This is a genomic window from Shewanella mangrovisoli (genome assembly GCF_019457635.1).
Taxonomy (GTDB): Bacteria; Pseudomonadota; Gammaproteobacteria; order Enterobacterales; family Shewanellaceae; genus Shewanella; species Shewanella mangrovisoli.
In genome coordinates, this window is the sequence record NZ_CP080412.1 from 4,259,710 (window position 1) to 4,282,188 (window position 22,479).

Sequence of the window (22,479 nt, forward strand, 5' to 3'; positions counted from 1 at the left end):
AATTGAGCCAGCTCTCCAGCAGACTTAAGCTAATGGAGTAACAAACCACCGCAAGGGAAACCATGTCCACCAAGCTGCCACTGTATTTAGTCGATGATGATGAGGCGATTCTCGATTCCTTAGGCTTTATGCTCGGACAATTTGGCTATCAAGTGCAAACCTTTAGCAGTGGTCGGGATTTTTTAACTCAATGCCCATTAACGCAGGCGGGCTGCGTGATTTTAGATAGCAGAATGCCGGAGATCACCGGCCAAGAAGTCCAGCAAAAGTTGCTCGAGACCCAAAGTCCGCTAGGGGTGATCTTTCTAACGGGCCACGGCGATTTGCCCATGGCATTAAGCGCCTTTCGCAAGGGCGCCTGCGACTTTTTTCAAAAACCTGTATCCGGCAAAGCTTTGGTTCAAGCGATTGAAAAAGCACATAAAGAAAGCCAAGCCAATTTTGAGCAACAGCATCTGCAGCAAAAATTTGCCCAACTAACCGAGCGCGAACAACAAGTATTAGCCCATGTGGTTCAAGGCATGACCAATAAACAGATCTCCGAAGCCATGTATTTATCCCTAAGAACCATCGAAGTCCATCGCGCTAAGATTATGAAAAAGCTCGAAGTTAGCAATATGGCAGAACTGGTACAGCATTTAGCTCACCTCAATGCCCTATTGCCCTAGCCACAACGAACCTCGCAAGCCTGACTTACCGACTGTAGCACTCGATAACTCATCTCTTCCTTAGCTAAAGAGACACAAAACAGCCCCCTGCGACAAGCTGTCGCAGTTTGTCACTTTGGCTTTGTCGCTTAAGCAATAAACTGCCACACTCGGCTCAGGTTCTCTCCTTTATGTCCCGTAGGCATTAAAGATCCACAGCTTTAGAACCTTCCCCCGAGAACGGCCAGTGTTCTCGGGGCTTTTTTATTTCCCCATTCTGTTCATATTCCCGTTAAATCATTGCTCAATCAAAGAATACGACGAAAGATTTAGCCTGAGGCTAATGTAAATCTTATGTTGCTAATTTAAATACTATCAATAGCTTAATGATCATCTATCAAAGATACGTTAGAATAACGCCATCTTAGCAACAGGTGAGCAGTATGAGCCGTCTACACACATCTAAAGGATTTACCCTAATTGAACTGGTGGTGGTGATTATCATCTTAGGCATTCTTGCCGTGGTCGTTGCGCCTCGTTTTATGAATCTCAGCCAAGATGCCCACGATGCGCGGGCAAAAGCCGCCTTCGCCGCTTTTACCTCTGGCGTAAAGCTGTATCACAGTTGTTGGCTGACGGGCGGACACTCGGGTTATACCCAAGATCTTGCCTGCTATGGTGATGGCACTGTCGACTCCACCACTACCGGCTTTCCCCTCGGAAGAGACACAGCCCAAAGCGGAAACCAAGGCACGCAATTACAAGGCGCTTTCTGCGGCGAACTGTGGCAATCCTTACTCGATAATCCGGACACAGTCCTCGCCACTCACTTCGATTGGCAAACAACCCCCAATGTCGATATCGTCTATTGGTACAGCGGCGGCGCGATAACTGACTCTAACACTTATTGTTACTTTAACTATGTGTCGGATGATCGCCGCCTTGGCAGCGAAAATTGGGAGCTAAAATACTATCCCCTCGATGGCCGTACGGTTGTCGGCCGCTCCACCTTATCGCAGTAATATCCGTTATCAGCCACAGGGTATAAAATCCCCAACGCCCTGTGGCTTTTTCCGCTTTCACTTGAAATCTGCCCATCAATCCCCATATCTATTCCATCATCCACCGCAGGATTTTCATTGCGGGCAAGAGAAGAGGATTCAAAAGTGACCACTATCGTATCAGTACGCCGTAATAACCAAGTTGTCATCGCCGGCGATGGCCAAGTCTCCCTAGGCAATACCGTGATGAAAGGTAACGCCAAGAAAGTGCGTCGCTTATATCACAACAAAGTGTTGGCAGGTTTTGCTGGCGGCACCGCCGACGCTTTTACCCTATTTGAGCGTTTCGAGTCCAAGCTCGAGATGCACCAAGGCCATCTATTACGATCGGCCGTTGAACTTGCCAAAGATTGGCGTACCGACCGCATGCTGCGCAAACTCGAGGCTATGCTTGTGGTCGCCGATGCCGAAGCGTCACTGATCATCACTGGTAATGGTGACGTAGTGCAGCCTGAACATGATTTAGTCGCCATTGGCTCGGGCGGTAACTATGCCCAAGCGGCGGCGTTAGCCCTGCTACAAAATACCGAATTATCGGCGCTGGAAATTGCAGAAAAGTCGTTGACTATTGCAGGCGATATCTGCGTATTCACCAATCAATTCAAGACAATTGAAGAACTTAACTACTAACAGCCCGTGAGGAATATTATGTCTGAAATGACCCCCCGTGAGATTGTCCACGAGCTGGATGCCCATATTATCGGCCAGAAAAAGGCCAAACGTTCTGTTGCCGTCGCCCTGCGTAACCGCTGGCGCCGCATGCAATTGGATGCCGACTTCCGTCAAGAAGTCACCCCAAAAAACATCCTGATGATTGGCCCAACCGGCGTAGGTAAAACCGAAATCGCCCGCCGTTTGGCAAAGCTCGCCAATGCGCCGTTCATCAAGGTTGAAGCCACTAAGTTCACCGAAGTGGGTTACGTGGGTAAAGAAGTCGAGCAAATCATCCGTGATTTAACCGACATCGCCATTAAGCTGACCCGCGAGCAACAAATGGGCAAGTGCCGCCAACGCGCCGAAGAACACGCCGAAGAACGTATTCTCGATGCCCTGCTGCCCAAGCCGAAAAATGAGTGGGACAACACAGATAGCGATACCAGCTCCAATACTCGTCAAATCTTCCGCAAGAAGCTGCGCGAAGGCCAGTTAGACGACAAAGAAATCGATATCGATGTGGCCCAGCCACAAGTAGGTATCGAAATCATGTCGCCACCCGGCATGGAAGAAATGACTAACCAACTGCAAAGCCTGTTTAAAAACATGGGCCAAGCACCGGCCAAACGTCGCAAGATGAAGATCAAAGAAGCCTTTAAGCTGTTGATCGAAGAAGAAGCGGCCAAACTGGTTAATCAAGAAGATTTAAAAGAGCAAGCCATTGAATTGGTTGAACAGCACGGCATAGTGTTCCTCGACGAAATCGACAAAATCTGTAAGCGTGGCGAAACCTCTGGCCCAGACGTATCCCGCGAAGGGGTACAGCGCGACCTGTTACCTTTAGTCGAAGGCTGCACTGTCACCACTAAACACGGCATGGTGAAAACCGACCATATTCTGTTTATCGCTTCGGGCGCGTTCCAAATGGCAAAACCCTCGGATTTAATCCCCGAGCTACAAGGCCGTTTACCGATCCGCGTTGAGCTAGATGCGTTATCGGCCGAAGATTTTAAACGCATTTTAACTGAGCCACACGCCTCACTGACCGAGCAATATATCGCGCTGATGGCCACCGAAGGCGTGACCATTGAGTTTGCCGAGTCGGGTATCGAAAGCATTGCCAAGGCGGCATGGCAAGTGAACGAGCGCACCGAAAACATTGGTGCCCGTCGTCTACATACCGTGATGGAAAAGCTGATGGAAGATATCTCCTATGAGGCGTCCGACAAGTCTGGTAGCTCATTTGTGATTGATGCCGATTATGTGAGTGCTCACTTAGATAATCTGGTTCAAGACGAAGACTTAAGCCGCTTTATCCTGTAACTAGGGCTGTTATCCAGCCTGCAATGTTCGCTATCCAAGATACCGAACATTCGTGCAAAATAGTGACTGTGGCTAAGGCTTACACTTTGTAACCTTAGCCACAAATTGTTATGTTACAGCTTGTCCATTCCCCGTATTTTCTTGGCACTACCTATGACCACTAGCACACCCAATGTCACCGATCTTAAGCTCAAGCGTAAATCGCGCATTTTAGAAATCAGCTTCGATAACGGCGAGCAGTATCAACTCAGCTGTGAGATGTTACGCGTCTATTCCCCCTCCGCCGAAGTGCACGGTCACGGTAACCCTAAGCTGGTCACCCACAAGAAAAATGTGAATATCACCAGCATCGAACCCGTAGGTAACTACGCAGTTAAAATCGTCTTCGACGATGGCCACGATACCGGGCTGTTCTCCTGGCAAGTGCTTTACGATCTCGCCACTCACCAAGTGGAATTATGGGAAAAATACTTAGCTCGCCTGAGAGCCGAAAAGGCCTCACGCGAACCGCTGATCGCGATGAATATAAAGTACAACTAATCGAATTAAAGTCGTGGGGCTTCACCCCACACCCGACCAAGGAGGACTACTCGTCCTATCCTCCTTGGATGCTCCAAGACGCCCCAACGGAGTTGAAAGCCCCTTGTGCTCATTGCCAAATTTGCTATCGCTTCCGAAGGATGCATCCTTGCACCAGCGAAAGCTAGCTTGCCATCCATGGCAAGACTCACGCAATTTGTCTATTCGCCCTGCGGCAACTCCGAGGGGAAAGTGTATTCTGTAACTTCGGTGTTGGCCGTTAACCTCAAGAGAGTCATCGGTATTGCAAAATTTAACAATGGGTGTCTCGATTCATTCCATGGGTAGTTTGTGAATCTGTTACTTCTCTTGCTGACCTGAGTATCTAAGGAAAGATAATGTCGGAAAAAGTCCCCTGCACAGCCTGCCAAACCTTAATCATGCCCAGCACCGCCGAGCGCAATGCAGGCTTATGTATGCCCTGTAAAAATGGCAATCGTGCAAATATCGAACAGGCAAAAGCCTATTACCAAAAGGAGCGGGAATTAGATAAAACCTGCCCTTTTAGAGCGCTGTGGCGAGATATAGTGGTGCAGGTGCACGACGATAAGCAGGGCTTTCACACGCTAAGCGAAGCGGCGCAGCACTATTACGCAGTCAATTGTCTTTCGGGCGAAGTCTACAACGGCGGCTTTATCCAGTATTTCGATAACTCATCGGGTGAGCATTATGCTGTTGCCGAGCGCGGCCTTCAGCAAATTGGCGCTTTGCACTCGTTAGCCCTACTACAACAGGCTAAACAGGCGGTATTTGGCGGCCATCCCGTCCCTATCGACAGAGACCAACGCCTCGCCGCAACTGATAATCCAGTAGCCGAAGCCCGACTCAATCAACTCGATGATGAGTTTTATAAAGATTTGGATAATCTTGATATCAAGCTAGAGAGCTATGCACTACAAACGGGATTGGTTAACGCAATCGAATGATTGCGGTTTTATTATGAATACTTTACTTAAACGTTCTGTATTTCTTTAGCTTAACGTCGTGGGGCTTCCCCCCACACCCGACCAAAAGGGGAAAAGCGCCTGTTCCCCTTTTGGATATCCCTCGGCGTCCCCGACGGAGTTGAAAGCCCCTTGTGCTCATAGCCAAATTTGCTATCGCTTCCGAAGGATGCGTCCCTGCACCTGCGAAAGCTAGCTTGCCATCCATGGCAAGACTCACACAATTTGTCTATTCGCCCTGCGGCAACTCCGAGGGGGAAGTGAACTCCTGCAACTACTGTGCTGGCTTTAAATCAAAAAGAAGTCTTGCATAGACTTTCTTTCTTACAGGCCATTAATCCTAAAAAAGTTATGTCTGCCTCATCACCTTGTCTGGCTTAATTAAGTGACGTCATAGAACTCCGGCTCCCAAAACTCTAGTGGAAGCTTTGCTTCAATAGTCTCGATTTCGTCCATTAGATGATCAAGTACATTTCTTTTTTCAAGCTTACCTGCGCACCAAACTATATATCCAAGCTCATTGATTGAATCAACCGTTCTGGCAGCATTTAGGATAAAATCGTCACTGATATCTTTGCTTGCCGCAACACAAGCAGATAAATAAGAAACAGGTCTCTCCATTTTTATAAATTCAACCTTTGAGAAGTCAAACTTAGCCACACGCTTCAAAGCAATATGGCGGATATAGGATTTGATAGGCACTGAAGCCCATATAGTAGGGAAAAGTTGAGCTAGCTGTTCGTCTGAGCAATGCTTTACTAACACATCCAACGAACCTACATCTCCAAATTTAGACCACGAGTTTAGCAGTAGGGTTTCGAGGTCTGGGTCATAATGCACTGCGGTAAGGGCAAATGCTCGTTTCCTGTCGAGAATGCTATGCGATAGAATTTGCCACTCGATAAAAACCTTTACTTTGTCTTGGCTATATAACGTTGAGAGCTCTTTGATTGCCGTGCCTAGAGATATTCGGTGGCGCCCCTCGGCGCCATAGAAATCTTGCATAAGCTTATCTAAAAACCAGGACGGAATTTTATCTTGGTTTGCACCTGCCCTATTTTTTTATTGCCTGACTATCTTGTTTCGAATGTCGGTGTTATTCAGGTGCTCAAAGTACAAGTTACAAAGATCATCACATTTGATAGTTAGATAGAAGGCATATTCTAGCCTATCCCTACTTCTGGCTTTGCATGCACTAAGCCTTACTTGTAGTTCTGAGATGTAATTTTCCATTCTATATCTAGCCCCACTGCGCATTTGTATGGTTAGAATACACGCTTACCTCATTAGAACAGCAAGAAAAATAAGGAGATCCATTTTAGATCAACAACATAATTCACTTTCGGTTTGCCTACAACTTGTGCCAGCTAAAATTGCTTAAATGAAAGTCATCAAAAGCAATTTAATTTAATGAGCCGCCCATTGTTAAATTTCTAAAAGTGGTAGTAAGCATTACTCGGTTTGCTTTGTATGACTTGCAAACAACACAAAAGCTGAAGGAGTTCACTCCCCTCGGAGTTGCCGCAGGGCATTTGCGTTCGTTGCGTGAGCGAGGCATGGATGCCGAGATAGCGTCAGTCGAATCAGGGACGAGCGTCTGACGCGATAGCATAAGAACGCTTAATGCCCAAGGGGCTTTCAACTCCGTTAGGGGCGTCTTGGAGAATCCAAGGAGGATAGGACGAGCAGTCCTCCTTGGTCGGGTGTGGGGTGAAGCCCCACGACTTTGACTTTGCTTTTAAAAAGCAATCAAACCGAGCTTAGATAAACCTTATTGTCGGAATCCCGACAAATCCCCCGCCTTGTGATCCTCACAGTGCTGTAATCCGTAATGTTCACCAATATCCCATCGCGAAATGTGTAATCGCAACAATCATCCACCAGAGTCCATCTAATGCAATTACGGCAGCAATTACAGCAGCAATTACAGCACTTCCATACGGTTAGGCTGATTTTAGGCGATCAGCTAAACGCCCAGCATACTTGGTATCAGCAAGTCGCTCCCGAGGTACTGTATTTAATTGCAGAATTGCATCAAGAAAACACCTATGTGACTCACCATGTGCAAAAGATCTGCGCATTCTTTAGTGCCATGGCGCAGTTTGCCAGCGAGCTTGGCGCTGCAGGGCATCAAGTGCGTTACCTCACCCTCGACGATACCCAAGGCTTTGCCGATCTCAATGCATTGCTCCAACACTATGCCGCCAAAACAGGTGCGATTAAGTTTGAATATCAACGGCCTGACGAATATCGACTCCTCGCGCAATTAAGCCAGTTGAAGTTGGCCAATGCCGTTGTAAATTGCGTCGATACCGAGCACTTTTTATTGCCCTTTGACGAAATTGATAGGGAGTTTCCTCAAGGGCAACACAGGCTGATGGAGCATTTTTATCGGCGCATGCGCAAAAGATTCAATATCTTAATGACAGATGGCAAGACCGTTGGTGGGCAGTGGAACTTTGATGCGAGCAACAGGCAAAAGCTTAAATCCCAAGATATTAAATCGCTCCCAACACCCTTGATGTTTGGACACAATGTTCAAGCTATTCTCGAGCGCCTTACGCGCCATGGGATTAATACTATGGGCAAGGCGGATACGCATTTACTCTGGCCAATAAACCGCGCACAAAGCCTCGAATTACTAAAACATTTTTGTGAGTATTGCCTGCCCGCCTTTGGCCGCTTTCAAGATGCGATGACCCAGCAACATCCCTCGCAGTGGAGCCTGTACCATAGTCGGCTGTCCTTTAGCCTAAATGCCAAACTTATCAGCCCATTAGAAGTAATCAATGCGGTGATTGAGCACTATCATGCCAATCCTTTTATTGAGATAGCCCAGGTCGAAGGCTTTGTTCGACAAATCCTCGGCTGGCGTGAATATGTGCGCGGCATCTATTGGGCCAATATGCCCAACTACGCCAGCATTAATGCCCTCGAGGCCACGCGCAAGCTGCCCGACTATTTTTGGCATGGCAAGACTCGAATGAATTGTCTGCGCCATGCCTTATCTCAGTCACTCGATTATGCCTATGCCCATCATATTCAACGCTTAATGGTGATTGGCAACTTTTGTTTATTGACCGAAATCGCCCCCGATGAGGTGGATAAGTGGTACTTAGGCGTGTATGTGGATGCGATTGAGTGGGTCGAAATGCCCAACACTCGCGGTATGGCGTTATTCGCCGATGGCGGCATAGTCGGCACTAAACCCTATGCCGCGAGCGGCAGTTATATCAATAAAATGAGTGATTATTGCGGTGGTTGTCATTACAAGATAAAAGAACGTAGCGGCGCACTCGCCTGCCCATTAAATAGCCTGTACTGGCGCTTTATGGATAAACACCGCGCGCAGCTCATCCATAATCCACGCATTGCCATGCTGTACCGCACTTGGGATAAAACCGATGAGTCGGTTAAACAGGCAATTTTGGCCACTGCCGAACAACATCTCGCGCAAATTGAGCGGCTATAAAGGCTCACTCGCATGGGAGAAACGCGATGAATATTTTAGTGTTAGGTGGTAGCGGTGGCATAGGTCACGCCATGGTGAATAAGCTGCGCGAAATCTATCCCGAGGCCACTCTCCATGCGACCTATAAACATCATAGGCCCGATACAGGGCGAGACGATGGAGTGATTTGGCATCAGCTGGATATCACCCTTGAGGAGGAGATGAAGCAACTGAGTCAAAATATTCCCCAGTTAGATTGGCTAATCAACTGTATTGGGATACTGCGGACAGAGGATAAGGGGCCAGAAAAAAGCCTGCAGGCTGTCGATGGGGATTTTTTCCTGCACAATATCAAGCTAAATACCCTTCCCAGTATGATGCTGGCAAAACACTTTGAACCGGCGTTAAAACGCAGTGCGTGGGCAAGGTTTGCCGTAGTGTCGGCCAAAGTCGGTAGCATTAGTGATAACAGATTAGGTGGCTGGTATAGCTATCGCGCCTCGAAAGCGGCGCTGAATATGTTTCTTAAAACGCTATCGGTTGAATGGCAAAGAACGATGAAACACTGCGTGGTGCTATCACTGCATCCCGGCACTACGGATACGCAATTATCCAAACCTTTTCAGCAGAACGTGCCCAAACAAAAGCTGTTTACACCGCAGTATGTTGCCCAATGTTTGGTGAGTATTATCGCCAATGCCACACCTGCACAAACGGGCAGCTTTTTGGCCTACGATGGTACTGAGCTGCCTTGGTAGCGATACAAGCGTTTAGCACTAATACAGAGAAACCTTGGCAGCTTTCAGTACAGACAGCGCTTAGCCCTGACAACTCTTAGCCTTGGCAAAAGTAGGCATAATTTATTCGGCTGCCTTTCCTCCATACTGCCGTCCAAGTATTCACATCGCTCATATAACCAAAGTGGATTGACTGCGATATATCGCATGTCCCTTGAAACGGTGCCTTGTTGTCATTAATAAATTGTGCCGAAGCCGCCAAAATATCACCGCATTCCTCATCGTCGGCAACTAACCAGATAAAGTCTTCGCGACAATCTTCCCTAGCTATCATCTCTTCGGGTGAATATAAGTCCAGCTTTTGCTTGAGTGTTAACCACTGCGCGGGGGAAACATTGCAGGAGATTGCCAGCTTATCAAGCACCCCTGCACCACCTGCCCAAAAGGATAAATCAAAGTCTAGCTGCTGCAACTCGGGGGCAAAGCCCAACAGGTTTTCAATCACTTGCAAGCTTTTGGCTAAATCGGCATCGGGCCTGCGATAACGCACCTCAATACCATCATACTCACGCATACGACGACTCCCTTCTTAAGTGCATTGCCCTTATTTGATCGGCCCGGTTTCACTCACGGGTTTCTTTAATAATTTACGTTGCAGGGTGCGACGGTGCATACCCAGTTGGCGGGCGGTGGCTGACACATTGCCTTGATTGGCATTAAGCACTTGCTGAATATGCTCCCATTCCAGCCGTTTAGGGCTGAGCGGCGAGTCGTCGATTTCATCTTCTGGCAGCGCGCTCGCCTGACTATTGACCTCGAAGGCCGCCAACAAGGTTTGGGTATCGACGGGTTTGGCAAGATAGTTATCCGCGCCGAGGCGAATCGCCTCTACCGCAGTAGCAATACTGGCATAGCCCGTTAGCAGCACCATGGTGACCTTAGGCAACAGATTACGCAGAGGCACAATCAAACTCAGGCCATTGGCCTCGGCCAGTTTCATATCCAGCAGAATATGGCTAGGGCAAAACTCCCGCGCCACCAGCAGCGCATTACTGGCATCGTGACTCAAGCGACATTCGAAACCATGGCGAGTCAATCGCCGTGCGAGCACGCCCGCAAGCGCTTGATCATCTTCAATAATCAATAGCCGTTTCATAGCGCCTCCGTCGTCGTGGCCGATGCATTAGGCTGCAAGAGGGTAAAACGAATTTGCGCCACTGTGCCCCCTTGAGGATGATTGGCGAGGATCAACTCCGCCCCCAAACGCTCGAGGCTAGCGTGGCTCAGCAGCAAGGCCACACCTAAACCTTTGGGGCTCTCGATTAATAAGGTACCCAATTGTGGCAATAACGAGGAAGCGATACCCGCGCCATAATCACGGATCTGCAAATAGATCTGCCCTTCACTTGGCGCGCTATCTAGGCTGATATCCACTTGGGCGACGCCTAAGGTTTCGGCGCTGGCGCGGGCGGCATTTTCAATCAAGGCCATAATGGCGGGGGTTAAGCTCATATCGGTTAAGATCTGTTGTTCTTCCAACTGCTTAGGCGCACAGGTGATCAACCAATTGAGTTCGGTCTGCGGCATCAACAACTGGGTTTTCTGCTTTAATCCGGCCACCAGCTCAGTGACCTTTTGCGGCCGCTGACGGCGGTCGCGAATCGACTCAGTCGCCAGCCGCAGCTCGGTTAAGGTATGTTCGCAGCGACCTAATGCAGCCTCCATCTCTACAACCGTGACCGAAGGTTCGGGTTGCTCTTCCCTTAATTCGTCGAGCAATAATCGTAGTGTCGATAGCGGCGTCGCCAATTGATGGGCCATTTGTGCCGAAACGGTGCCGAGTGCCAACAATTGCTCCTGCCGCAGTTGTCCTTCGCGCATATAGGCAAGCTGCGCATCCTGACGACGCATGCGCTTGGCAATTAACGCCACACTCGTGGTCAACACCAGTGCCGAAATCACAAAGTTAAACCACATGCCGAGATAGTGGGAGCTCATATCCATACCGTGGTGATGCATTTGCGACTCAGGCACGGTAAAAATCATCAGGCTATAGGCAAGCGTAGAGATCGCCGTCAGGCTCCAAGGCGCCCAAATCGGCAGAGTCACGGCGGCGAGCGCTATAGGTAATAACAGTAAGGAGATAAACGCATTGGTCGCCCCGCCCGAAAAATACAGCCAAGAGATCCAAAACAAGGTATCGAGACTTAAGGCGATAAACAGACCACGCTCTTTCGCAAACAAGGGCTTACGTAATGCCAAGGTGAGCGACAAATACAACACCTCCAGTACAAACACATGCACTAGGGGCTCCATTTGCAAACTCAGGCCAAAGGTGTCGGCGGCAAATAACGTCAAACCGATTTGCAGCAATAAGCCTAAGGTTCGCAGCAGCGCCACTTGGTCGGCGGCTTGCAAATTTGTGCCTAAAATCTTAACCATGGTGATTCCTTAAACGACAGCCTACCGCCGCCAATGCCGCGTAGGATTGGCTAAGCGCCTGACTAAGCCCAGCCTTAAAATCAAGCTCAGAGTAAATCCCCTGCGCCGCTAAACGTCCACAACTTAAGGTGCAATTTTGCGGCCTTTTAGCGCTATCCATGGGGGTTTGCTCAGGAAGTAAATGCGCGCTATCTATCCCTAGCAGTTCACCTAAGCTGAGCAGCATTTGGTATTTAGTCATGGTTTGCGTGGCACTAAAATGGTAAATCCCTGACACATCGGCAGCATGTAACTGCCGCTGAATGAGCTTAGCAATGGCATTGGCAATATCCGCCGTCGATGTTGGCGCACGAATGGCCCAATGGTCGACCCGGTGTGGCCTGCTATCCAACAATTGATTGATTAGTACCAATACCGCAGATTCGCTCAGCTGAGTCACTTCGCCGTAGAGGATAGGTAAACGTAACACCGCAAAACCACTGTCGGTGTTCAGTACACAAGTTTCGCCCTGCAATTTAGACTCGCCATAAAAGTTGACCGGATTGGGCGCAGCATCTTCGGCATAGGGCGGCGTTGTGCCATCAAACACATAGTCGGTGGAAATATAAAGCAACCAAGCTTGGTGAGTTTTAGCGACCTCGGCTAAGGTTTGGCTGGCGCTGAGATTCAGCGCTAAGGCATGCTCAGGCGAGCGCTCGGACACATCGGGGCGACGCTCGGCGGCGCAGTGTACTATCACCTCGGGCTGCTCACGGGCAATAAAGGCTTCGACCTCGGCGGCTTGGGTTAAATCGAGCCGATGAATCCCCGCCTCGGCGCGGCTAAAACCTGTGGCAATCACCCTATGACCCGCGGCGGTTAACTGTTTGACGACCGCCCTGCCGAGTAATCCGGTTGCGCCCGTTACCATAATGTTTGCCATATTGCCCCGCGATCCTTAGCCATTCATTTGGCTCATAATTCTAAAAGCTTTTCATATTCAACGCACTTGTTTACTCTTATTTGCCTGTGCTCAACTGCATCGAGTTTGTACCACTTAACCCGATTAACGACCTAAAGGCTGAATTTGACTCAAGCACTTCCCCTTATTCTTGCAGGCCCCATGCTGCGCCACTGCGACGCCTCACACTTTACTCTCTGGTTTGTAAGCCGCGAGCCGTTAAGCGAATTACAGCTTACCTTAGGGGGGCAAAGTTACCCGTTAACAGAGGAAGAAGTGCACTGTGTGCCGCTCGGTCAGCATGCCTTTCAGTATTTACTTCGCCTATCGCGTCCTGAACTGCTTGCGCCTCAAACGGTTATCCAATATCGCGTGTCAGCCAAGGGCATTGATGACCTATTTAATCATGTCGAAGCGTTAGGTTATGGCGATGCTAACTCGCCCCATCTTTACTTTAGCCAAACACTGACACAGGTATGGCATGGCTCATGCCGCAATCCCCATCATCACAGTGAGGATGCCTTAGTCGCCGCCGATACTAAACTCGCGCAGCTTATCGATAAAGGCGCGAATGAGCGCCCAGCGTTATTGATGCTCAGCGGCGATCAGGTCTATGTGGATGATGTGGCGGGCCCCATGCTATGCGCCATAGGCCAAGTGATTGAAAAACTAGGTTTGCACCATGAAGCCTTCCACGGCGCCAATATTGCGGGAAGCGAGGACATAAGTTACCAACCCGAGCATTTATATTTACGCCATAAGAATCTGCTGCCACGCACCGAATATCCCGCCAAAACCGCGATCTGGCGCTGGTATATCAATCATCCGATTTTTACCTCATCGATTGCCGAAAACCATTTAGTCAGTCTCAATGAGATGATTGCCCTGTATCTGCTCACTTGGTCGCCGGAATTATGGGAGCTTATCGACTTACCCAAGGAGGTCGAGGGGCTCTCGGCGGCGAATCAACTGCGCTGGCAGCGCGAATGGCAAAATCTATTGGCCTTTAAGGCGGGGCTCAAACAGGTTAGGCGCCTGATGGCGCATATCCCCGTGTATATGATGTTCGATGACCATGACATCACCGACGATTGGAACCTTACCGCCAAGTGGGAGCAGTCGGCCTACGGCCATGCCTTTTCGAAGCGCATTATTGGTAATGCTTTGATTGCCTATACCTTATTCCAAGGTTTAGGCAACGCACCGAGCCAGTTTGATGCCGAGGTTCGGCCGTTGTTAGATGGTTGTTTCACTCGATCTGCGCCAGACACTCAAGATGAATTAATCGATCTATTACTCAAATTCGAGCAATGGCATTACACCTTAGACACTTCGCCTAAGCTGGTCGTGTTAGATACCCGCACCCGCCGCTGGCGCAGTGAATCCAATCTCGCTAAACCCTCGGGGTTAATGGATTGGGAAGCCTTGATGGATTTACAACAGGCGCTACTCGGCCAATCTAAGGTGATTATTGTCTCCCCTGCGCCCATGTTTGGGGTCAAGGTGATAGAAGCCGTGCAACGCATGGCGACACTAATGGGCGCCTCGCTGCTGGTTGATGCCGAAAACTGGATGGCACATCCTGGCGCCGCCAATGCCCTACTGAGTATCTTTATGCACCGCAGGACCCCAGAGCAATTTGTGATCCTCTCGGGGGATGTGCACTACTCCTTCGCCTATGACATCAGCATTCGCTTTCGTCGTAGCAGCCCGAATATTTATCAAATTACCTGTAGCGGGATTAAAAACCAGTTCCCCGAGAAGCTACTGCCACTTTTCGATAAGCTCAATGGCTGGCTTTACGGCCACTTCTCGCCGTTAAATCTCTTCACTAAACGTAAGCGAATGTCGCTGCGTGGTCGGCGCCCTAATGGCGAGCGCAGCAAGCGTTTAGTCAACCAAAGTGGGATCGGAATTTTGGCGTTAGCTGAAGATGGTGAACCGACAAAAATTGCTGTTTTACATGGGGATATGACCGAGACTCGGTTCGAACCACCGAGGCAGGAATAGCTTAAACTGGGTTGTGTTTTGCCGCTTCAGAACTGGTTACACCCGCACCTGAATCCACAGGTTTAGCGGTGGCTTCTTGATTAGGCAAGCTCTGTTTAAATAGCTGGGACTCAAGGCGTTTTTGCGGCGTTGCATCATCACGCATCTGGTCCCAAACACCCTTGGGCTGTAACGACACATCGGTTTGATTGTCAGCATCCTGCATCGCCTCGGCACTCGGTTTCTTCGGCTCGATCACCGCGCTGGCTTTACGGATTTCCGTCGTCAGCTCTTGCACATAGGGATGCTTAGTCCAGCCGCCAAAATACATGGCGCCCAGCAACACCGCGGCACAGAGTAAAATTGAAACGATTGCAGATTTGGTCATTCTATTGAGTTCCTCAAACAATCAGTGTCAGACTCCTTACAGCTCATGAGCATAACAGAGTCTGTATTCTTACCATTGAGGAGGAACTCACACAATCATCTAGCAGCACCCCAGGTTTTCCACTGTGGCAATAATGCTTTCCGCTGACTAAAGCGTTAATCCATCACATTCAATATCGTGCGAACGACCACTGACAGGATCGACAAAACGTAATCGCTGCGCCAAGAGTTGTAGCGGCTTGCTAAAATCATCCGGTCCTTTAGGGTATAAGGTCGGATAAAAGCGGTCATTTAACAATGGCATACCAAGGCTTTGCATATGGACCCGCAGCTGGTGCGTCTTACCCGTAATCGGGCTTAACTCGAATAAACCAAACTCCCCATGAATCGACACTAAGCTGATTTCAGAGTGCGTATTTGCCTCACCTTCGACTATCTTCATGGTGAAACTCGGTTCGCTGCGTTGCATGCGATTTTTCACCGTCCAATGCAGTGGCAAGGTTAATTCGCCACAGGCATATTGCGCCATAATCTCTGGGGTGAGTTTGGCAATCGCTTGATAATCTTTACGGATCGCATCATCGATAAACAATTGGTGATAAATATGCCGCGTCTCTGGACGAGTCGTCATAAGGATCACGCCTGCGGTCTCCCGGTCTAACCTATGGGCAGGAGCGATAGTGTCTATCCCTGTACTTAAACGTAATCTGTGCACTAGGCATTCATTCACATAATCGCCGCTCGGGGTGACGGGTAAAAAATGCGGTTTGTAGGCCAAGATAAGATTGTCATCTTGAAACAAAATCGGCGACGCGAAGGGGACTTGGGCTTCGACGGGGACTTCACGGTAGTAGTAAGCCCTCGCCGTCGGCCGATAGGCTGTATCTAATCCAATTAAGCTACCGTCTTGCCAATGCACTTTGCCATCGAGGATCCGCTGGCGCCAAACCGCTTCGCCAATATGGGCATAATGCTCGATCAAAAAAGAAAATACGGTTGGTTTATCAACCACTTCTAAGGGGAGCACTACAAAAGAAGGTTGGGCGGCACGGGCGGTTTGAGTCATAAAAACAACTAGCGGCGATAATGAGCCGCTATTTTAGCCTCTGTGTGGTTTTTCAGTCCACATGGGACTTGATGAGTTGCAGGACAAAATCCATGGTTTTATGGCAGTCGGGTTGATTCACCAGCACTAGCTTATCGCGGTTATACATGGGCAACACTTCTAACCAACGTTGGCTCACCCAAGCCGCATCCTCTAAATGCACTTGGGAATACAGCTCCAGCAAGTCAGGATTCACCTCGTAGAATTGCTCTAGGGCGGCACTGATCAGTTCGAACTCCCCTTCTATCGGCTCTTCCTGCCAATTTTGGCAAGGCAAAGTGCGGGACATCCACAGCTTATCTTTCGTCTGTGCCGCCGAGAGAATACTGACTCTTTGACGCCCCTCTAACACTATGCTGAGGGAGTCATCTTCCAGCTGGTTAAAATCGATGATGTCACACTGAGTGGCAGTGGGATAACAGGGCGGAGTACCACTGGGTTTCATCGCCGCAAAGGCCAAATCGTATTTGCCTTTTAACACATCCGCGACCATGCGTAATTGACCCGGCTCTACCACGCGAACCTCAATCCTTCCCTGTGGCAGCAACAAGGCATCGCGCATAATTAACGCCATTTCTCGTGTTTGCATAGCAACCTCCTGCCCACTCATAGAAGGAAACGCTCAAAAACTAGCCGCATCCCTTATTAGTTTAGAGTGTAGCAGGAGAAATAATTTCCTTCCTAAAGTCGCTGACAGCAAAAAAGAATTTAGGCTTGCTTGCCGCTCTCGCCTTACAGCGGTGCTAAGTGTTCGGCGATATTTCCTTTTTCGAACACCTCGGCAAATTCATCGGCTAAGCGCTCGCTCAAGGCAACAGAGCGGCGCCAATACTGCATCCGCTGCGCCGTATCCAATTGCTTAAAGTCTTCACGGTCGGGCACCTTACCAAAGGGGAGCGAAGCCACAAATTCCGCCGAAGGCGCCAGTACCAAGGCGTTATGGTAATTGGTGCGTGCACGGCGCCAGGTTAAGGATTTATCGAACCATCCAGGGCTCATATGGGGATAAAAATGTGGGTACAAAGTCAGCCCCGTGGCATGGGATAAGGGCAAATCGAAGTGGTAGTCGGTGATGCCACCATCATAGTATTGCCCTGTAGCAACGCCCTCAATTTGAGACACAGGTGCGAGCACTAGGGGAATCGATCCCGTCGCTAACATCACTGAATTCATATTGGTTTCGGTGAGCTGTGCCTGCTGGCTGGGTAAATCCGCAAGTTGTCTAAAGGGCGATGATGCCACTTGCTGACTAAAGACCACCCGCTCGAAATGCCAGCCCAAGGTTTTGCGGCTAATGAGGTTGGTCGCGGCCGTCATCGCGAGCCCTGCTGCCAAGGGCAATTTATGGCTAAGGCGATTGATATGTTTAGCCCGGCATGCAATCAAGTGACTGTGAATAAAGGGATGATTGACTATCTCGCGCCCGCCCGTCTCGCCGAGAATACCTTGAACTATACCCTTCACCTGTTCGCTTACTTCCTGCGGTGTCGGTATGGTTTCATACCGCTGGCCAATATAGTAATCCTCTAAACGTCCGTAGGCTTGTAGTGGATTCTGCTGCGCCAAACAGGCTAAACGCCACGCCCCAGAAGAAGCCCCTAAGGTATAAAGCGGTGTCTTACGCTGCTTAAAAAATTCCGTGAAGAGATACTTATCAAGACCCGCAATCCCTAACCATTTGGGTCCACCGGATGCGGCCAATAGTTGTGTAAAAGCATCGGGATGCAGACCTTGTTCCCTGATGATGTGAAAGGCCGTAGGACCTGCAAGAAAGCGTAATGCGGGCAAAACTTAACTCCTTAAGGTGCCTCAAATCTGAGGTTTCGTGCCATTAAAACACAGCCGCCAAGCGCGATAAACCTTCAGCATGCTTAATGGATCTAGATGATTTTATTCACTTAGCCCATCACTTCTCCTATGGCGACATATTCGACTGGCTTTAAAGAATTATCTAGAACAGTAAGCTCTGAGTTAGTTCTTTTCTGTCTAGATGTAACAATTGTTACAGTGATAACCTTCACCCTATCGAATTGTTACTTTCGTTGGTTCAATGTTTTCGTTCCAGCTTAAAGGTTACTCCACATTGAGAGGTTTTATGCGTCCAGCCGTTATCGCATTAGCAGTATCTTCAACTTTGGTTTTTCCTGTCGTACACGCAGAAGAACAGACCAGCAGCTTTGAGAAAATTGAAGTCGTCGGCTCGCGGATAGCCCTGCGCACCGCAACCGACAGCGTTGCCCCCGTCGATATCATTACCGCGGAGCAACTCGAATCAACCGGTATGACCGAAACCGCTAAGGCACTGCAATTTGCCGCGCCAAGTTACAGTTTCCCCTTCTCATCGGTAACCGATGGCTCAGATGCGGTGCGCCCTGCTAGCTTACGCGGCCTGTCGCCAGACCACACGCTAGTACTGGTAAACGGTAAACGCCGCCATGGTTCGGCGCTGGTGCATTTAAGCGGCACTGTCGGTAAGGGTTCATCTAACGTCGATTTGAACGCGATCCCGATGACATCAATTAAACGCATCGAAATCCTCCGTGATGGCGCCTCGGCACAATACGGCTCAGATGCGATTGCCGGTGTTATCAACGTAGTCTTAAAAGATAACGACCAAGGCGGTAGTGTATCGGCTCAAGCGGGTCAAACCTATCTGGGTGACGGTGAACAATGGCGCGTTGGCGTGAACCACGGGATCAGCCTAAACAACGACGGTTTTGTGAATATTGGCGTCGAAGCTCACCATAAAGACAGCACCAACCGCGCAGGCTTAGATCCACGCCAACAATATCCTAAGCTGCCAGACGGTTCGGATGATCCGCGCGAAGCAACATTCAACCGCAAGAGCCACCAAGTGGGCGACGCCGAATACGATAACTTAGGCTTATTTATTAACGCGGCGCAGCCTTTCTCAAACGACAGCAAACTCTATGCCTTTGGTGGCATTAGCCAGCGTGAAACCAAATCCGGCGCATTTTATCGCCGCGCGCTCGATGCCCGTAACTTGACCGAGCTGTATCCCGACGGCTTTTTACCGCAGATCAATCCTAAGATCATCGATTCATCCTTAGTCCTAGGCTATGAGTTCACCCTCGGTGAATGGAATATCGATACCTCAGCGGGCTATGGCGGAAACTCTTTCGAATACAACATTGTAAACACCCTAAACGCATCACTCGGCCCAGATAGCCCGACGGAATTCGATGCGGGCACACTGTCCACCAGCGAAGCAAACCTGAATATCGATGCCTCGCGCTACTATAACTTTGCCAATGATTCAGAGATCTTAGTGGCAACGGGTGTCTCTTGGCGCCAAAACGGTTATCAGATTGAGGCGGGCGAACCGGGTTCTTATATCAATGGCGGTTATGATAACCGTGCAGCAGGCAGCCAAGGCTTCACCGGCTTTACGCCTGAATCAGAAGTCGATGAAACTCGCGACAATACCGGTGTTTATGTTGAGCTTGAAAACCAATTAACCACAGAGTTTTATTGGGCGGCGGCGCTGCGTTACGAAAACTATTCTGACTTTGGCGGCAACACCAGCTGGAAGCTCGCAGGCCGTTACGACTTCACCGACCATTTAGCCCTGCGCGGCACAGTGAACACAGGCTTTAGAGCGCCGAGCGTACAACAACTGTACTTCAGCAATATCTCGACCCTGTTTAATCCTGATCCGACTACGGGCCAGTTAGTGCCAACAGAATCAGGCACTTTCAACACCTTATCGCCAGTGACTAAGGCGCTAGGCATTAACGAGCTCGACCCAGAGCTGTCGCAATCCTTCAGCTTAGGCTTGGTGTACACCAATGATACGGGCCTAGCCCTAACCTTGGATGCCTATCAGATTTCAATCGATGACAGGATTATCCTCTCAAGCTCAGTGACGCCAAACGACTCACCGGCTGTTGCGGCGGCGCTAGCCAATACCAATGCAGAATCGGCGCGCTTCTTTATTAACGCCGTCGATACTCGTACTCGCGGTGTTGATTTAGTGGTGAGCCAAGATTTTGATCTCGGCAACTGGGGCGATTTACGCGCCAACCTGGCATACGCCTATAACAAAACTGAAATCCAAGATATTCATTTCCCTGAAATTTTGGACGGACTCGGCCCTAAACTCTTCGATAATATCGAACAAACCCGCATGACCTCGGCCACGCCGCACAATACGGGTAACCTAGGTCTGACCCATGAATTAGGTGACTTTAAGACGAACATTCGCCTCAGCTATTTCGGCGATTACACTGTGGGTTACTCAACGGGTGATGTGAATTACAGCGACCAATGGGTGATGGATTTATCCGTGCGCTACGCCGCAACCGATGCCTTAAGCTTCACTGCTGGCGTACAAAACTTATTTGATGTGTATCCTGAAAAACGCCCTGATGACAATAACTTCAATGGTATTTTCGTCTATCCGTTAACCAACACACCGTTTGGATTTAATGGGGGATACTACTTCCTCGAGGCCAAGTACACTTACTAAGCCGCAAACAATGAAAACAGGCCATTTATGGCCTGTTTTTTTATGTCTATCGCTTATGTTCTAACGGCGGTGAACTGATTATAATCTTTACAATTCACTCATTTACTTACGCCATATCGAGTACCCCATGATTGTCGATACCTTAGCTAATCGCCATATTTATCAATCACTCAGCCCACGCATTGCCACGGCATTAGCGCATCTTGCCAGCACTGACTTTAGCCAATTGCCCGTTGGCAATTATCCCCTCGATGGCGAAGATATTTTCGTGATAGTCAACGATTACCACACCAAACCACAATCGACCGAACCCTTTGAAGTGCATCAAAAATACATCGATGTGCAGTATGTGGTCAGCGGCGAAGAAGAGTTTGGCTATCTACCATTGGTCGACCAAACCCCATCAAAACCTTATTTCGAAAAGCACGATTACGCCGAGTTCGATTACGAGTCGAATAAAGCCAACGCCTCCTACATACAACTAAAGGCGGGTATGTTCGCATTATTTTTCCCCGGCGATATGCATATGCCCGGCACGAGTGATACACCGACTGCGGTGCGTAAAGTCGTGATTAAAGTGAAGATCTAACAGCTGTGTGAATGATGACCACAGCCAGCGGTCGGTTTTTAGTGGAATAGCGACTTAAGGGCGCAGTGATATGCGCTTTGGCTATTTCCGAATCGGGCGAAATATTGTTAAAATTGCCACAAATTTAAAGGAGAGTCCCTGAAATGCCTATGTACGTTGTCGGTCACAAAATCCCCGATTCTGATTCAATCTGCGGTGCTATCGCGTTAGCTTATTTAAAAAACCAAATCGGTGAAGAAGCCGTTGCCGCACGTTTAGGTGAATTATCACCCGAAACTGCTTTCATTCTGAAGCGTTTTGGCTTTGAAGCGCCAGAATACAAAACCAGCTATGCTGGCGAGCAGGTCTACATTGTTGACCACTCTGAACTGACTCAAGCACCGGACGATATCGCTCAAGCGACTATCGTAGGTATTGTGGATCACCACAAATTAGGCGATCTGACGACCGACACGCCTTTAGAGTGCTGGATCCGCCCTGTTGGTTGCAGCAACACAGTTATTAAGATGATGTACGACTTCCACCAAGTTGCCATCCCCAAAAATATCGCTGGCATCATGATGTGCGCCATTCTGAGCGACACAGTGATCTTCAAATCACCAACCTGCACTACAGCTGACATTCGCTGCGTTGAAGCATTGGCCGAAATCGCAGGCGTTGAAGACTTTAAAGCGCTGGGCATGGAAATGTTCAAGGTAAAATCGGCTGTTGAAGGCACGCCAGCACGCGATCTCGTGATGCGCGACTTTAAAGACTTCAACATGAACGGTAACTTAGTGGGTATCGGCCAGTTAGAAGTGATTGATCTGTCAGTATTTGACTCAATCAAAGCCGAGCTGGAAGCCGATATCAAAGCCCTGAAGGTTGAAGGCAACCGTCACAGCGTACTGTTACTGCTGACCGACATTATGAAAGAAGGCTCAGAGCTGTTAGTAGTTTCTGACGATGCCGATCTGGTTAACCGTGCCTACGGCAAAACCCCAGTCGATGGTAAAGTATGGTTAGACGGCGTATTAAGCCGTAAGAAGCAAGTTGTGCCACAACTGCAGGCTGCTTTCGCTTAAGCGACCATTAAGTTGTCATGCATAAAAAGCCGAGCTCAGTTCGGCTTTTTTGTTTTGTGCCTTCGATTTAGTCACCAC

Annotated in this window: 21 protein-coding genes; 12 read left to right on the forward strand and 9 right to left on the reverse strand. The window is 49.2% G+C overall.

Going from position 1 to position 22,479, the window contains the following annotated elements; genetic code table 11:
- The first annotated feature begins 62 nt into the window (after positions 1–62).
- The 6 genes from K0H60_RS18505 (at position 63) to K0H60_RS18530 (ending at position 5,190) form a co-directional block, all read left to right on the forward strand.
- Positions 63–668: a response regulator transcription factor gene (locus K0H60_RS18505; RefSeq protein ID WP_220056648.1), complete on the forward strand. Its 606-nt coding sequence runs from the start codon at positions 63–65 to the stop codon at positions 666–668.
- 422 nt (positions 669–1,090) lie between these two features.
- The gene (locus K0H60_RS18510; RefSeq protein WP_220056649.1) at positions 1,091–1,669 is read left to right on the forward strand and encodes a type II secretion system protein; all 579 of its coding nucleotides are present in this window, start codon (positions 1,091–1,093) and stop codon (positions 1,667–1,669) included.
- Between the two features lie 144 nt (positions 1,670–1,813).
- Positions 1,814–2,338 (forward strand): ATP-dependent protease subunit HslV, encoded by a 525-nt coding sequence (hslV, locus tag K0H60_RS18515; RefSeq protein ID WP_011073856.1) that lies wholly within the window; start codon positions 1,814–1,816, stop codon positions 2,336–2,338.
- A gap of 18 nt (positions 2,339–2,356) precedes the next feature.
- Positions 2,357–3,685 (forward strand): ATP-dependent protease ATPase subunit HslU, encoded by a 1,329-nt coding sequence (hslU, locus tag K0H60_RS18520; RefSeq protein WP_220056650.1) that lies wholly within the window; start codon positions 2,357–2,359, stop codon positions 3,683–3,685.
- Between the two features lie 153 nt (positions 3,686–3,838).
- Positions 3,839–4,225, forward strand: coding sequence for a gamma-butyrobetaine hydroxylase family protein (locus tag K0H60_RS18525; protein ID WP_011624252.1), 387 nt, complete (start codon positions 3,839–3,841; stop codon positions 4,223–4,225).
- A gap of 377 nt (positions 4,226–4,602) precedes the next feature.
- Positions 4,603–5,190, forward strand: a complete 588-nt coding sequence (locus K0H60_RS18530; protein WP_220056651.1) for a DMP19 family protein — start codon at positions 4,603–4,605, stop codon at positions 5,188–5,190.
- A gap of 399 nt (positions 5,191–5,589) precedes the next feature.
- Here the strand turns inward: K0H60_RS18530 and K0H60_RS18535 are convergent, their stop codons facing one another.
- Positions 5,590–6,213: a hypothetical protein gene (locus tag K0H60_RS18535; protein WP_220056652.1), complete on the reverse strand. Its 624-nt coding sequence runs from the start codon at positions 6,211–6,213 to the stop codon at positions 5,590–5,592.
- An 889-nt stretch (positions 6,214–7,102) separates the two neighbouring features.
- Between K0H60_RS18535 and K0H60_RS18540 the strand changes: the two genes are divergently transcribed.
- Together K0H60_RS18540 and K0H60_RS18545 are read left to right on the forward strand one after the other, a co-directional pair.
- On the forward strand, positions 7,103–8,680 hold the full coding sequence (locus K0H60_RS18540) for a cryptochrome/photolyase family protein (protein WP_220056653.1): 1,578 nt from the start codon (positions 7,103–7,105) through the stop codon (positions 8,678–8,680).
- 26 nt (positions 8,681–8,706) lie between these two features.
- A complete protein-coding gene (locus tag K0H60_RS18545) occupies positions 8,707–9,417 on the forward strand; it encodes an SDR family oxidoreductase (protein ID WP_220056654.1) in 711 nt (236 codons plus the stop codon).
- Positions 9,418–9,493: 76 nt separating this feature from the next.
- On the opposite strand, the gene K0H60_RS18550 is transcribed toward K0H60_RS18545, so the two are convergent.
- Genes K0H60_RS18550 through K0H60_RS18565 form a run of 4 tightly spaced genes read right to left on the reverse strand, consistent with a single transcriptional unit; the run spans position 9,494 to position 12,760 of the window.
- A complete protein-coding gene (locus K0H60_RS18550) occupies positions 9,494–9,970 on the reverse strand; it encodes a hypothetical protein (protein WP_220056655.1) in 477 nt (158 codons plus the stop codon).
- A 30-nt stretch (positions 9,971–10,000) separates the two neighbouring features.
- The gene (locus K0H60_RS18555) at positions 10,001–10,552 is read right to left on the reverse strand and encodes a response regulator transcription factor (RefSeq protein ID WP_220056656.1); all 552 of its coding nucleotides are present in this window, start codon (positions 10,550–10,552) and stop codon (positions 10,001–10,003) included.
- Positions 10,549–11,838, reverse strand: a complete 1,290-nt coding sequence (locus K0H60_RS18560) for an ATP-binding protein (RefSeq protein WP_220056657.1) — start codon at positions 11,836–11,838, stop codon at positions 10,549–10,551. Before K0H60_RS18560 ends, K0H60_RS18555 begins: the two co-directional genes overlap by 4 nt.
- Positions 11,831–12,760: a dTDP-4-dehydrorhamnose reductase family protein gene (locus tag K0H60_RS18565; protein ID WP_220056658.1), complete on the reverse strand. Its 930-nt coding sequence runs from the start codon at positions 12,758–12,760 to the stop codon at positions 11,831–11,833. Before K0H60_RS18565 ends, K0H60_RS18560 begins: the two co-directional genes overlap by 8 nt.
- Positions 12,761–12,940: 180 nt before the next feature.
- On the opposite strand from K0H60_RS18565, the gene K0H60_RS18570 reads away from it, so the two are divergent.
- Positions 12,941–14,788 carry an alkaline phosphatase D family protein gene (locus K0H60_RS18570; RefSeq protein ID WP_220058206.1) on the forward strand — a complete coding sequence of 616 codons (1,848 nt, stop codon included), beginning with the start codon at positions 12,941–12,943 and terminating at the stop codon, positions 14,786–14,788.
- 1 nt (position 14,789) lies between these two features.
- Here the strand turns inward: K0H60_RS18570 and K0H60_RS18575 are convergent, their stop codons facing one another.
- From K0H60_RS18575 to K0H60_RS18590, 4 genes are all read right to left on the reverse strand, one after another.
- Entirely contained in the window at positions 14,790–15,155 is a 366-nt protein-coding gene (locus K0H60_RS18575) for a hypothetical protein (protein WP_220056659.1), read from the reverse strand.
- Between the two features lie 147 nt (positions 15,156–15,302).
- On the reverse strand, positions 15,303–16,220 hold the full coding sequence (locus K0H60_RS18580; protein WP_220056660.1) for a pseudouridine synthase: 918 nt from the start codon (positions 16,218–16,220) through the stop codon (positions 15,303–15,305).
- 52 nt (positions 16,221–16,272) lie between these two features.
- The gene (locus K0H60_RS18585; protein ID WP_011718472.1) at positions 16,273–16,848 is read right to left on the reverse strand and encodes an LON peptidase substrate-binding domain-containing protein; all 576 of its coding nucleotides are present in this window, start codon (positions 16,846–16,848) and stop codon (positions 16,273–16,275) included.
- A gap of 143 nt (positions 16,849–16,991) precedes the next feature.
- A complete protein-coding gene (locus K0H60_RS18590; protein WP_220056661.1) occupies positions 16,992–18,047 on the reverse strand; it encodes an alpha/beta hydrolase in 1,056 nt (351 codons plus the stop codon).
- Between the two features lie 307 nt (positions 18,048–18,354).
- Between K0H60_RS18590 and K0H60_RS18595 the strand changes: the two genes are divergently transcribed.
- The 3 genes from K0H60_RS18595 (at position 18,355) to K0H60_RS18605 (ending at position 22,401) form a co-directional block, all read left to right on the forward strand.
- Positions 18,355–20,748, forward strand: a complete 2,394-nt coding sequence (locus tag K0H60_RS18595; protein WP_220056662.1) for a TonB-dependent receptor plug domain-containing protein — start codon at positions 18,355–18,357, stop codon at positions 20,746–20,748.
- A gap of 127 nt (positions 20,749–20,875) precedes the next feature.
- Positions 20,876–21,337: a NanQ anomerase/TabA/YiaL family protein gene (locus K0H60_RS18600; protein WP_188871644.1), complete on the forward strand. Its 462-nt coding sequence runs from the start codon at positions 20,876–20,878 to the stop codon at positions 21,335–21,337.
- 143 nt (positions 21,338–21,480) lie between these two features.
- Positions 21,481–22,401: a manganese-dependent inorganic pyrophosphatase gene (locus K0H60_RS18605; protein WP_220056663.1), complete on the forward strand. Its 921-nt coding sequence runs from the start codon at positions 21,481–21,483 to the stop codon at positions 22,399–22,401.
- Positions 22,402–22,479: the final 78 nt, after the last annotated feature.